Origin of the sequence: Paraeggerthella hominis, assembly GCF_021044775.1 — a bacterium.
Lineage (GTDB): Bacteria > Actinomycetota > Coriobacteriia > Coriobacteriales > Eggerthellaceae > Paraeggerthella > Paraeggerthella hominis.
In genome coordinates, this window is the sequence record NZ_JAJNOQ010000001.1 from 290,681 (window position 1) to 303,411 (window position 12,731).

A 12,731-nucleotide genomic window follows, 5' to 3' on the forward strand; every position below is an offset into this window, starting at 1 on the left:
GAAGCATCCGACGGGGCTCGGGGAGAAACCGTTAGAACAAAGCAGGCTGCGTGAACGCCGTGCAGAACGAGACGCGATGGATGGGCGTCAAGCCGTACCGCTTGATTGCCTCGATATGCGCGGCGCTCGCATACCCTTTGCACGAATCGAATCCGTAAGCCGGATACTCTTCGGCGTAACGGCACATGAGCGCGTCGCGCTCCACCTTGGCCACAATGGAAGCCGCAGCGATGGAGGCGCAGCGGCCGTCTCCCTTCACCACGTTCACTTCGCGCGGATCCATGCGCAAGGGATTGCCGTCAAGCAGAATCACATCGGGACGCACGCCCGCGCGCTCCACGCTTGCAACGGCCCTCCGAAAAGCCGTGACCAAACTTGCAGTCATGCCGCACGCATCGATGTCGGCAGGCTCCACGTACTCGACCGTCCAAGCGAGCGCCGCCTCTTTGATCTGAGCGGCTATACGCTCCCGCGCCTCGGGCTTGACCTGCTTCGAGTCGTTCAATCCCTCGATAACGGGCTCGTCGGGGAGCACGACCGCCCCTACGGCCAACGGGCCCGCCAAAGGACCTCGCCCCACTTCGTCAAGCCCCACGATCACCCGCGCGCCGCGCGCTGCGGCCAGCTCGCGCTCGTACGCGTACATCGAAGCCAATCGCTCGCGCTCGGCAGCCTGCGCCGCAAGACGCTTGCGCGCGCTCTCCATAGCGGCGAGCACCCCTTTGCGCGTCTCAGCCGCCAAAGAGCGCTCCAGCACGGCGAACTTGGCTTCGTCAGCCTGCTGCAATCGTTGCTTTATGTCGGCTACCGTCAGTCCCATGCGTTCCCTCTCCCTCTCCGATTTCTATCGGCGCTACCGCATCATAGCAGAAGCGCCGCATGCAAAAGAAGAACCCCTCGCTCCGTGTGAAACGAGGGGTTCTTGTACAGGTTGCTTCGCAGAGCTTAGCGGAAAGACTTCTCCTTGATTTTGGCAGCCTTGCCCACCTTGTTGCGCAGGTAGTAGAGCTTGGCGCGACGCACGTCACCGCGACGGACGACCTCGATCTTCTCGATCTTGGGGGAATGCACGGGGAAGGTGCGCTCCACGCCGATGGAGAAGCTGATCTTGCGGACGGTGAACGTCTCGCGGTTCGAAGCGCCCTGGCGGCGGATAACGTCGCCCTGGAACACCTGAACGCGCTCGCGGTTGCCCTCGACGATGCGGTAGTGGACCTTCACGTTGTCGCCCACGTTGAATTCGGGGACGTCCTGCTTGATCTGCTGCTGTTCAATGGCGCGAATGATATCCATGACCCGTTCCTTCTTATATGTTCAGTGAAAACTCGTTCGTGTTGTCTCATAAAGACACGATTGGACAGTATACCTCGATGTGCTTCTGCTTGCAAGGCAATTCCTTGCCTTATTCGGAAAAACTTGCCTACCTCCAAACCCCGCCTAGAAAAGCATGAGCACCGCGTACGCGGCGACGCCCGATACGGCGCACCACAGAAGAGACTTGGTCTTCCATGCCACCAGCGCAACCACCAGCGCGGCAACCAAAGGAGCGGCGGCAGGCCAGAGGCCCGCGTCGAACATCCCGGGCGTGAGCAGGTCGTTCGCCACCAATGCGGCAAACGCCGCCGGCGGTATGAACCCAAGCGCGCGCTCGACGTTCTCGGGCAGGTTGCGCCCCTTGAGCACGAACAGGGGAACCACGCGACATATCAGCATGGTCACCGCGCAGCACGCGAACACGACGAAAAAGTCGCCCCATCCCATGGCTTCCATTATCCGCGCCTCCTTGCCCACGTGAACAGCAGCGCCGCAGCAACGCCCGCAAGCGACCCCACGAGGATCGCCGGGCCGCCGAAGCCCGCAGCCTTGCACGCGAACACGCCCAGCACGGCCACGCCCGCGGCTATCACGTTAGCGGCCGACACCTTCTGGGTGACCAGCAGGCAGATGAAGATGGAGGTCATGGCGAACGCTGCAATGGCCAGCGGAATGCCGATGGCGTTGCCCACGAGCACGCCCACCACGTTCGAAAGCGCCCAAGAGCTTTGGGAGAACAGGTTCACCATGGTGGCGCGGCCGACCGACCACTCCCCCTCGGCGAACTTCGACACGTTCACCCCGTAGCTTTCGTCGGTCACGGTAGCCGCGAACAGAAACGACAGGCGCTTCCTCACGCCGCGGCACGCCGGCGCGAACGCCGCCGAGTAGAGCATCTGGCGCGTGTTGACCAAAGAAACGCTCGCGATGATGGATGCGACGGGCGAAGCCGCCAGCCACATATTGGGAATCATGAACTGGCCCGCACCGGAATAGAACAGCGCCGAAAGCAAGAACACCTGCAAGGCGTTCAGTCCGATGGAGTCGCACAGGATGCCGCAGGGAATGCCGATGGCAACGTAACCCAACATGATGGGCAACGCCGCTTGAAACGACTGTTTTATGTGATCCCCGGTAAGCATAGCGTCCCGATTATACAAGTTTTGTGCAGATGCGCAATGGGGGAATCTCGCTTGCCGTCAGCTTGCCGTCAGGAAGCCCGATTTGCAGCGGACGCAACGGATTGTCGCCCGAAACGTACGGAATCGAAGAGAAAAGCGTACGTTTCGGGCGACAATCCGCCGGCGTGAACGCATAAGCGCGAAACGGCCGCGCAAGGCGAGCAGCAAACCGCGTACCAACGCGCTGCGCATCAAAAATGCAGGGAATGCGGAATGAAAAGCTGCTGGTAGAGGTTCTTGGCGTAGCGGTCGGTCATGCCGGCCACGTAATCGGCCACGGCGCGCAGGTCGTCGCTTTCGGGAATGTCGCGGTACTCGCGCGGCACCTCTTCCACGTGATCGACGTAGTAATCGAACAAATCCTCGATAAGGTGCGTCGCCTTCTCCACCTCGACCGTGACGGTCGGCGCGGTGTACACGCGCTCGAACAAAAACTCCCGCAGCTCCATCATCGCGTCCCATACCGTGCTGCTCATGCGAATGTCGTCGACCGCGGCGGAGGTCTTCACCATGTCACGCACGAGGGTCTCTATGCGCGTAGAGTGATCGGACCCTAAAACGGCGTGCGTGGCGGCGGGCAGGTCGGACTCGGAAAGGACGCCCGCGCGAATAGCGTCGTCGATATCGTGGTTCACGTAGGCGATCCGATCCGCCGTGCCGACGATGCGGCCCTCCAGCGTTTCGGCCCGAAGATCGCCCGTGTGGTTGAGGATGCCGTCGCGCACCTCGGCCGTGAGGTTCAAGCCCTTCCCGCCGTTTTCGATGCGCTCGACCACGCGCAGGCTCTGCTCGTTGTGCCGGTACAGCGCCGCTGCCTGAGAAGACGTCGGATCGATGCCCTTGTGGCGGGCAAGGCAGCGCGCCAAGGCCGACTCTCCCGTATGCCCGAACGGCGTGTGCCCCAGGTCGTGCCCGAGCGAGATGGCCTCGGTGAGGTCTTCGTTCAAGCCCAGGGAGCGCGCGATGGTCCGCGCGATCTGAGCCACTTCGAGCGTATGCGTGAGGCGCGTCCGAAAATGATCGCCCTCCGCCGCCAGGAACACCTGGGTTTTATGCGAGAGCCGGCGAAACGCCTTCGTGTGCAGGATCTTGTCGCGGTCGCGCTGGTAATCGGTGCGCAGAACGTCCGGCTCGGCCGAGCGATCCCGGCCTTCGCTCTGATCGGCGAACGCCGCATCTGCGGAAAGCGTCTCGTGCTCTCGCTGCTCTTGGTCTTCGCGATGGATGACATGCATGGAATCCTCCTTGCAACCGACGTCCTGAACGGCATTGTACCAGATGCAGCGCCGTTTCATCAGGGGAAACGAAACGACGAGACGAGACTTGAAGCGGGCTTGAAGCGAAGCAGGAGGCAAGCTGGCGGCCCCTGCCCCGCCTTGTCGCCTAGTCCGACAGCTCGTGCGGCAAGAAGACGCCTCGCTCGGTGACGATGCGGGAAACGTAGCGCGCGGGCGTCACGTCGAACGCCGGGTTCCACACGTCTACGCCGTCGATGGGGCAAGGCAGCACTTCGGACGGATCGCGCTCCTCGATGGGGACGAGCGAACCGTCCGAAATGGAGAAATCGATGGTGGAAGTAGGAGCCGCCACGTAGAAGGGAACGTTGCGCTCGGCGGCCAGCACGGCAACGCCGTACGTGCCTATCTTGTTGGCCACATCGCCGTTGGCGGCGATGCGATCGGCCCCAACGACAACGGCGTCCACCTGGCCCTTCGCCATAAGGCTTGCCGCCATGCCGTCGCAGATGAGCGTGGTGGGAACGCCCGCGCGGGAAAGCTCCCAAACGCTCAGTCGCGCGCCCTGCCCCACCGGCCTGGTCTCGTCCGCGTACACCCGCTCGATCCCGCCGCGCTCGGCCGCCGCGTACACCACGCCGAGCGCCGTGCCGTAGAACACGGTCGCCAAGCTGCCGGCGTTGCAGTGGGTGAGCACCCGCGCGCCCGCAGGAAGCAGGGACGCCCCGTGCGCGCCGATGGCCCGGTTCGCCGCCTCGTCCTCGACTTCCATGCGCTTCGCTTCGCCGAACAGAGTCTCGGCGACCTCGGACGGAAGCGCGCCCTCCCGCAGCGCCTCGCGCGCAAGAGCCGCGACGCGCTCGACGCCCCAGGCAAGGTTGACCGCCGTGGGCCGAGCGCCCGCAATCCGCTCGGCAACCGACTCGAGCAGCTCCCAGAAGCGCAGACCCTGCTCGGCGCATCCATGCGACGCGGCCTCCGATGCTCCTTCGTTGCATGCCCACGCAGCCACCGCGGCCGCCCCCGCTACGCCGATAGCCGGCGCGCCGCGCACCGCAAGCGTCTCGATAGCCCGCACGACGGCGCGCCAATCATGCGTGCGGACTATGGAAAGTTCGCCCGGCAGCAGGCGCTGGTCTACGTACGCGAAGCACGCGCGACCGTCGCCGTCGCGTTCGAGCTCGACGGTGCGCGGCAATCGGTCAAGACGGAGGGGCTGGCTCATGAAAGGTCCTTTCTTCGGTTGCAGCATTGTAGCGCACCGCAAGCCTCGCGCGCTAACCGAGAAGCTGCTGGCAGACCCACGCGCCGTATTCCCCCGACCACATGGTTTCAAGCTGGTAGAACGCCAAATCCCAATCGAACCCGTTCTCAAACGCAAGCTCCAGGTAGTTGAGGGACCGCACGGGCGCATCGGCCGCGCCCGCCCGCTCGTCGGCGCGCAGCTGCGCCGCAAACGTGTAGGAGCACGTGGGACAGTTCGAAACCAGCACGGCCGCGCCGACGCTCGAAGCCTCGTCGTCGAGGATGCGGTGCGCCCGCCGCGCGCACAGGCCGGGGTCGACAAGGGAAACGGCGCCGCCCGCGCCGCAGCAAAGGGCACGTTGCCCGCAATGGGGAAACTCGCAAAGCGCGCCTTCCTCGAACAGAGAGCGAAGCGGACCCCCGAACGCGCCGTCGCGGTCGTGGCAGGAGTCGAACACAGCCGCGCGCGCCATCGCGCCCGCCGACGAACCCGCCGCAGCAAGCACGCGGTCCTTGCCTATCTTCACGCCAGCATCGGCCAAAAGCCGAGGAAGGGCGACGAACTCCATGCCCTCCGATTCTTCCGTTTCGGAAAACTCGTCGCGACAGCCCGGACACGCGAACACGACCTTCGCGATACCGGCCTCGCGCGCACGGCGCACCATATCGCTCTTGTAAGCTCGGACGCGCTCTCCCAACCCCCCGGACTTGAGGGGGCTTCCGCAGCAATCGGTAGAGATCACGGGATTCATGCCCCGATCCTGCAAAAACGAGAACACCTCCCGCGTCAGCTCGGGCGCGTAGCTCGCCAGCGTGCAGCCGGGAAAGAACAGGGTGTCCGATCCCAGCTCGCGCGCGCTTTCCCAAGAGGGAAGGTCCGCGTAGCCTATGCCGTGAACGGCCCGGTACACCGAAAAGATATGCCATTCCTTGTCGACCTGCGTAGACTCGAACCCCTCCATGGTGGTCGCGCCAACGCGGGCGAGCACTTCGCGCAAGCTCGCAAGAACGCTGCGGGCGTCGACGTCCGTCGGGCAGGAGCACGTGCAGGAACCGCACATGCAGCAGCGCCTGACCGCAAGCGCAAGCTCCGGCACGCTGCGCAGCGCGTCAAGGGACGGCTCCCCTCTGAACGGCTCGATCAGATCCCGCAACGACGAGACCCCGGCATCGCTCAGAACCTCGCAGCGGTCGACGCAGGCCCCGCAACCCGAGCACGCCGAAAACGCGCGCTCCAACCGATCGAACACGATATCGCCCATCGAGATCCGCCCCCCACGGTCTGCGCCCGAACCGCCTCTCGCGGCAAGCCGCGCGACGTCCGAGCAGCAAGGGCTGCGAACACCGTCGCAGCCCCGCCCCTTTACTATAGACTGTTGCAAGTATAAGATATGATCTAGTATTTCACAATGCTCTTCATGCCCAAGCCGCACGTGCTGCCAGAGAGGAACGTCATGAGCGCACTAACGCCGAAACGCGTCATCGTCGACTTCGACAACACCATGGGGGTGCCCCGATGCGACGTCGACGACGGCCTTGCCCTCCTCTACCTGCTCGGCAACCCCGATGCGGTCCGGGTCGAAGCCGCATGCACCGCGTACGGGAACTCGTCCATCGACGTCGTGCACGAGAACACGACGCGCCTCTTCGCGGAATGGAGCTTTGACGTGCCCATTCTGAAAGGCTGCGCGAACCCCCTCGACGAAACAAGCGAAGCATCGCGCTTCCTTGCGCAAGCGGCGGTGGACGACCGGGGCGCATTGAGCGTTCTAGCGCTAGGATCGCTAACGAACCTGAAAGGGGCCGCGCGCATCGACCCCGGCTTTTTCGGAAACCTGCGCGAAACGGTGCTCATGGGAGGAGTCACGGAAAGCCTGGTCATCAACGGACGCATCATGAACGAGCTCAACCTCTCCTGCGACCCCCAGGCAACGCTCGAGGTACTGTCGTCGCCGACGCCGGTCAGCATCGCCACGTCGCAGAACTGCCTGCCGGCGACCTTTTCCCGTAACGACTTCCTGGCGCGATTCGGCGGCGACTCGTGGATCGCGCGCACGTGCGACCCTTGGCTCTCCACCATGGAGAACGCGTACGGGCTGGACGGCTTCACCTGCTGGGACCTTGTGGCCGCCGCCTACCTGGCCCAACCGGACCTCTTCGACCAGCAACGGCAAGACGTGTCGCTCAACGCCGCGTTCCTCTCCGTCGGCTACCTCGAGAGCGCACGGGCAACCGCACCTCGAGCGTCCATCGGCGTTCCGCGGATAATCGATCCGGAGGCATTCAAGGAAAACGCTTTCCTCTCATGGGAGAGAGCCTTGGCGCGCCTGGGGTTGTAAGGGGGACGCCTTCGCTCGAGCGAACGGCGCGGATCAATCCTTCGTCACGGCATGCACGAAGGGCGCGCATCCGGCAACGCACACCAGCACGGCCGCACCGTCCGAAACATCCGGCGCGGGAATCGCGAGCCTTCCCGCGCGAAACGTGCCGTCGGACACCGTTCCTTCGATGGCCGACGATCCCCTGAAGCACCCCTCCACCGTCTCGTTCGCAGGAGCCAGCAAGACCTCCGAGGGAGGAGCGTCTTGCAGCACCCGGCCCTCGCTCACGTAGATCACCCGATCGCTCATGACCAGCGCCTCCTGCGCATCGTGCGTCACCATGACCGAGGTCATGTCGAAGCGTCGATGAAGCTCCAGGACAAGCGCGCGCATTTCGTCGCGCAGCTGCTCGTCAAGGCCGCTGAACGGCTCGTCCAGCAAAAGCACCCGAGGCTTGCCCGCCAGGGCGCGGGCCAACGCCACACGCTGCTGCTGCCCGCCCGAAAGCTGGTTCGTCCGCCGGTCGCCCATGCCCTCCAAGCGAACCGCCCGCAAAAGCTCTTCAGCCTCGCGGTGGCGCTGAGGCTTGGACGCCCCCTGCATCTTCAGCGCGAACGCCACGTTGTCGCGCACGCTCATGTTGGGAAACAGGCGAATATCCTGGAACACGATAGCTGCGCGGCGTTTATGCGAGGGCAGGTCGTCGACGATTTCGCCGTCGAAGGAAACCGTTCCGCAATCCTGGGGCATCAGCCCCGAGACGATCTTCAGAATAGTCGACTTCCCTGCGCCCGACTCCCCCAGAAGCGACACGAACTCCCCGTTGGAAACCGAGAAGGAAACGTCGTCCAGTATCGACTTGCCTCCCAGGGAAAGCCCGATTCCATCAAGAGAAAGGTGCATGCAGACCTCCTGTAGCCCGTTGCCTTATCACCCGTACAGCTCGCCGTCCTCGCGCATGCCAAACCGCCTCATCAGCCATTCGAAGAAAAGAAACACGGCGAACGTCGAAGCGATGAACACAAGTCCGTACGCCGCGGCAATGGTTCGATCGCCTCCCGAAAGGTAGGGAAACATTACCACGGCAAGCGTCCTCACCGCGCCGCCGCCGATCAGCAACGTGAGGAAGTACTGGGAAAACGACATGATGTACGCCATGGACAGCGACGACACGATACCCGGAAGCAAGGCCGGAAGGGTCACACGCCGCACCGCCTTCAACGGAGACGCCCCCAGCGCTTTGGCCGCGTCCTCGAGCCGCGTACCCACCGCGTCGGTCATATCCATCATGATGACGGCGGAATACGGCAGCGCAACGATGGCGTGGGCCAAAACCACCCCCGGAACCGTTCGCGCGATGCCCGCCTTGATGAACAGCACCTGCACGCCCATGGCGAACACCGTCGTCGGTATGAGAAACGGCGTGACGAGCCCGAAGCTGAACGCCTTGCGCCCCGCCCATTCGTAGCAGCTGACGGCGCGCGCCGCCAACGCTGCGACGAGCGTGGTCAGCACTGCCGCGGCCAAGGCGATGAGCACGCTTTGGACCATCATCGAAAGCCCCGTGTCGCGGCCCTCCGACAAAACCAGCTCCACGCCTCTTAGGGAAAACGATTGAGGCAGCAGGTGGGGCCAGGCCCAGCTGTCGGCGAAGGCCCACAGGGCCACCACCGCGATGGGCAGCAAGACGATCGCCGCGTGCACGGCGACGAACACCTTGGACAACCTGCCCTGCCGCGCTGCAGAAGCTCGCTTGCTTGGCTTCGGCGTGCCGATAGACGCCATGCTCACCGCTCCTTCCGCTCGCGCTGCACGATGGCGAAGTACGCGACGGCGAGCACCGTGCAGATCAGAGCCATCACGCCGTTCAACGCCATCGCGTAGCAGCGATTGAGGATGTCGGGATCTTGGAACTCTATGTAGGCGAGCACCGGAAGCGCCTTGGGAAGCGTCGGCCCGAGCAAGAACGGAACCTCGTAGGATCCGAACGCGAATGCGAACACCACCAAAAACGCCTTCGCCACCGCACCTTTGCACAAGGGCAGGGTCACCTCGAAAAACGATCGCAACGGCCCCGCGCCCAGCGTAGACGACGCCTCGCCGAGCGACGAGCTTATGTTCATCATGATGGAAGCCGTGCAAAACGCGACGAAAGGCACTTCCTTCCACAGGTACACCGCGATGATCCCCCAGCCCGACGAAGCGCCCACCACCGAAACGACGGATCCCGGATCTTGAGCCAGGCCGAGCCAGCACATGAGCCGCGGAACGAGGCCCGAGCCCGCGAACAGGCAGATCACCGCCAAGGCAACCAGAGCGTGCATGACCATCAGCGGCAGGCGAATGCCGACCAGCCGAACGAACCGGCCTGATCTGGCTCTCGTCATGAACCCGGCCAAAGCCACGCCGCCCACGACGGCCAGCACCGAGGACACCGCCGCTAGGTACAGGCTGTACGAAACGGAGTCCTTCAAGTCCGACCGAGCGAACACCTGCACGTAGTAATCCAAGGTGAAATCCGTGCGACCGAGAAACGGCATGATCCCGAACCCCTGCAGCACCCCGTTCGCCACCCCGTAAAAGAAGACGGCGAACAGCACGGCCGCGGGAAGCGCAAGCACGTACGGAACCAACCGTCTTCTTATGGTACGGGGCAGCGGCATGACGACTACTTCCCTACAACCTCGTCGAGCCACAGCTGCTCGATAAGGGGAACCACCGGACCTGCGGCCTCGGCAACGCGCGCGCCCAGCAGCTCGTCCAACGCAAGCTCGCTGCCCTTCAGCTCGATTCCCTCGAAGGCCGCCCGATCTTCAGCCGGCAGCTTCTCCATGTCGAGCACGCTGATGTTTCCCAGCTCCTTGTACTGGTCGAGCTGCATCTGCGGGCTCATGACCTCGTTGATGGCCACCAATGCCGCCGCCTTGTGGGGAGCGTTTTGCGCAATGGCCATGAAGTTCGTGTTGCCCACGGTTCCCGTGTCCAGCAGAAACGGCTTGACGGTCTTCGGAAGGGCCCCGTTGTCGACGTCGGACTGGGGGCTTCCGTAGCCCATGCCCAAAACCAGCTCGCCGTCGGCGAACATGGACCGAACCGTTGCGGAATCCGCCGGGAACGTTGCGCCCTGGTTCCATAAGTACGGGTTGAGCGAGCGCAGGTATTCCAGTCCGGGATCGACGATGGCCTTCACTTCTTCAGTCGTCGGGTCGGTCATGCGCGAGAGCTTTTCGAACTCGTCTTTGCCGACGACGCCCGCAATCAGGCACTCGATGAATCCCGTTCCCGTAAAATCGCCCGGCTGAGGATACGTCACCTTGCCGGGGTTCTCTTTGCAAAACGCCGTGAATTCCTGCAGGGTCCTCGGCGGGTTCGGATGGGAAGCCGAATCGATCCACAGATGCATCTGCGCTTTGGCGTACGGAGCCTCGAACCCTTCGGTAGGGCTGCCGAAGTCGTACGCGTTGTCGGCAGCGTCTTTGTCGCAGTACTCGTTGAAATTGGGAAGGTACTCGCAGAACGGGCCCCACAGGTACCCGTTCTTCTTCGTGGAGTAGAAGTTCTCGCCGTTGATCCAGATGAAGTCGATGGTCCCCTCGCTCACGCCTGCCTGCATCTCGCCCGAAAGCTGCGTGAGGATGTCGTTGATGTCCATGCCGACCAGGTCGAGCGTGATATCGTACCGCTCTTTCAGCCGCGGCGTTAGAACCTTCTCGATCCACGTGTTGCGAGGCTCGCTGCCGCCCCATCCGTACCAGGAAACCGTCTGGCCCTTCGCTTCTTCCAGGACCGCGTTCCAATCAGCGTAGTCGATCGAAGCTGCGGCGGCGCCCGCGTCGGATCCCCCGCCCGAAGCGCCCGAGCATCCCGCGAGCGCCCCGCCGCACGCGATCGTCAACCCCGCCGTCGCTCCCAACGCCAAGAAACGACGGCGAGAGTACATCTGCTGCGCAACCTTGTCCATACCGATTCCTTCCCCTTGTGCCATCATGATACGATCATGAGATTCATCAACCGTACACTAGTAGTATATATCTAATAGTAGATCATAGCTAGTATATGTGCGAACCAGATCGCTCAGCGGCGCGCATCGTGCAGCGCTCTTACGCGGACCGCTTCAAAAACGCTTGGCGTTTCAACTGCGCGAAGAAGCCGTCCGACAGATACGCTTGAATCTTGCGAAACGTCTTGTCGTTCTTCAAAGGCCGGTTGAGATCGTGGTATTCAACCTGCGCCATAGCGCACCAGGTAACGCCCCGCAAGCACGTGAGGGTAAGGTAAGCGAAGAACCGCTCGACGAACCCCTCCGTCGGGAAGCGCCCATCCACGGAATCGATGTAAGCGCGCACGAACAGATCGCGGCGCGCATCGTCGAACACGATATCGCTGTCCCAGAACGTCGTGGTGGGAGCCACGAAGAACGCCACGTCCTGCGCGGCGTCGCCCACGATCGGCTTTTCCCAGTCGACCACGTAGGCGAAGTCGCCCGCTTCGGGAATCAGGAAATGGGCCGCGATGCACTCGGTGTTCACGATGTGCGAGCGCATCGGGTCGCCCTCGTGCGCTTCCACCACGCGATCGCACGTTGCAAGAAGGTCCTCGATCTCGCGCGCCACGTGCGCATCGACGAACCTCGACCCGGCGTAAACCCGGTACATGCGCAGGCTCTCGTCCCTGATCTCCGCCAACGGGTTTCTCGGCCTGATCAGCGTGCATTCGTCGGGAACGGAAACGCTATGAACGTCGGCCAGGCTTTTCGCTGCCTTCGAAAGATCGTCGTCGCGCTCGAGATCGAGCAGGCGCCCTGCGCAGAACCCGATGACCTGAACGCCCCTGTCCACGACGCTTCGGGTTTCATCGACGTAGACGGCGCTCGGCGTGCGGCCGGATACGGCAAGGGCGCGCAGGGCACCGTGCTCGTACGACGCCTGCTCCCGCAAGCCCAACTGGCTCGCATAGTTCATGCGCAGCACGTAGCGCGCGCCCGTCACCGGGTGGTCGAAGGCGAAATTCGCATTATGCTCCCCGTTTCCCAAAGGAATCGCGGCAAGCGAAGCGCCGCGAGGGATATCCAGCGCCTCGCGCAGCGCATGCGACGCGCGAAGATAGCGGCAAGCTTCGTCCATTCCGTGCATTGCGCCCCCTAGCAAGCATGATCGGCAAGATATATATCAGACTATGTGATTTATTGGATACTGTCTAGTATTTGCATAGTTTATCTACCAAGGAGCATGGCGCTTGAGCGACAACCGGCATACGGCAGCCGAGCAAAGCTCCTTGGCAAGAATTCACCGGATTCGTCATTGTAGCGCACTGGCCGTTGCGAAAAGACGATCATGCCCCTTGTTCGAGGATGGTAATGGTTCGGCTACCGGCAGATGACGGTTCGGCGAGCAACGAGCTTGCCCGATTATGGTGAACGAAACACCGCCGAACGA

The 12,731-nt window shown here is 63.1% G+C and carries 13 protein-coding genes; 1 reads left to right on the plus strand and 12 read right to left on the minus strand.

What is annotated here, in order from left to right:
• Positions 1 to 31: 31 nt before the first annotated feature.
• The 7 genes from rnhB to LQE90_RS01300 form a co-directional block, all read right to left on the minus strand.
• Positions 32 to 820 (minus strand): ribonuclease HII, encoded by a 789-nt coding sequence (gene rnhB, locus LQE90_RS01270; protein WP_216528576.1) that lies wholly within the window; start codon positions 818 to 820, stop codon positions 32 to 34.
• Positions 821 to 945: 125 nt separating this feature from the next.
• Entirely contained in the window at positions 946 to 1,293 is a 348-nt protein-coding gene (rplS, locus tag LQE90_RS01275) for a 50S ribosomal protein L19 (protein WP_114565784.1), read from the minus strand.
• 144 nt (positions 1,294 to 1,437) lie between these two features.
• Complete coding sequence (locus tag LQE90_RS01280; RefSeq protein ID WP_114565785.1) at positions 1,438 to 1,770, minus strand: AzlD domain-containing protein; 333 nt, start codon at positions 1,768 to 1,770, stop codon at positions 1,438 to 1,440.
• Positions 1,770 to 2,456, minus strand: a complete 687-nt coding sequence (locus LQE90_RS01285; RefSeq protein ID WP_216528577.1) for an AzlC family ABC transporter permease — start codon at positions 2,454 to 2,456, stop codon at positions 1,770 to 1,772. Before LQE90_RS01285 ends, LQE90_RS01280 begins: the two co-directional genes overlap by 1 nt.
• 230 nt (positions 2,457 to 2,686) lie before the next feature.
• Entirely contained in the window at positions 2,687 to 3,730 is a 1,044-nt protein-coding gene (locus LQE90_RS01290) for a deoxyguanosinetriphosphate triphosphohydrolase (RefSeq protein WP_216528578.1), read from the minus strand.
• 148 nt (positions 3,731 to 3,878) lie between these two features.
• Positions 3,879 to 4,955, minus strand: coding sequence for an S-methyl-5-thioribose-1-phosphate isomerase (gene mtnA / locus LQE90_RS01295; protein WP_216528579.1), 1,077 nt, complete (start codon positions 4,953 to 4,955; stop codon positions 3,879 to 3,881).
• 52 nt (positions 4,956 to 5,007) lie between these two features.
• Positions 5,008 to 6,237 (minus strand): heterodisulfide reductase-related iron-sulfur binding cluster, encoded by a 1,230-nt coding sequence (locus tag LQE90_RS01300; RefSeq protein ID WP_216528580.1) that lies wholly within the window; start codon positions 6,235 to 6,237, stop codon positions 5,008 to 5,010.
• 192 nt (positions 6,238 to 6,429) lie between these two features.
• Between LQE90_RS01300 and LQE90_RS01305 the strand changes: the two genes are divergently transcribed.
• Entirely contained in the window at positions 6,430 to 7,314 is an 885-nt protein-coding gene (locus tag LQE90_RS01305; protein WP_216528581.1) for a nucleoside hydrolase, read from the plus strand.
• 33 nt (positions 7,315 to 7,347) lie between these two features.
• Here LQE90_RS01305 and LQE90_RS01310 read toward each other — a convergent pair whose 3' ends face one another.
• From LQE90_RS01310 to LQE90_RS01330, 5 genes are all read right to left on the minus strand, one after another.
• Positions 7,348 to 8,199 (minus strand): ABC transporter ATP-binding protein, encoded by an 852-nt coding sequence (locus LQE90_RS01310; RefSeq protein ID WP_216528582.1) that lies wholly within the window; start codon positions 8,197 to 8,199, stop codon positions 7,348 to 7,350.
• Positions 8,200 to 8,226: 27 nt separating this feature from the next.
• On the minus strand, positions 8,227 to 9,081 hold the full coding sequence (locus tag LQE90_RS01315; RefSeq protein WP_216528583.1) for an ABC transporter permease: 855 nt from the start codon (positions 9,079 to 9,081) through the stop codon (positions 8,227 to 8,229).
• 2 nt (positions 9,082 to 9,083) lie between these two features.
• On the minus strand, positions 9,084 to 9,959 hold the full coding sequence (locus LQE90_RS01320) for an ABC transporter permease (RefSeq protein ID WP_216528584.1): 876 nt from the start codon (positions 9,957 to 9,959) through the stop codon (positions 9,084 to 9,086).
• Positions 9,960 to 9,964: 5 nt separating this feature from the next.
• Positions 9,965 to 11,257, minus strand: coding sequence for an ABC transporter substrate-binding protein (locus LQE90_RS01325; RefSeq protein WP_216528585.1), 1,293 nt, complete (start codon positions 11,255 to 11,257; stop codon positions 9,965 to 9,967).
• Between the two features lie 139 nt (positions 11,258 to 11,396).
• Positions 11,397 to 12,428 (minus strand): phosphotransferase family protein, encoded by a 1,032-nt coding sequence (locus LQE90_RS01330; RefSeq protein WP_216528586.1) that lies wholly within the window; start codon positions 12,426 to 12,428, stop codon positions 11,397 to 11,399.
• Positions 12,429 to 12,731: the final 303 nt, after the last annotated feature.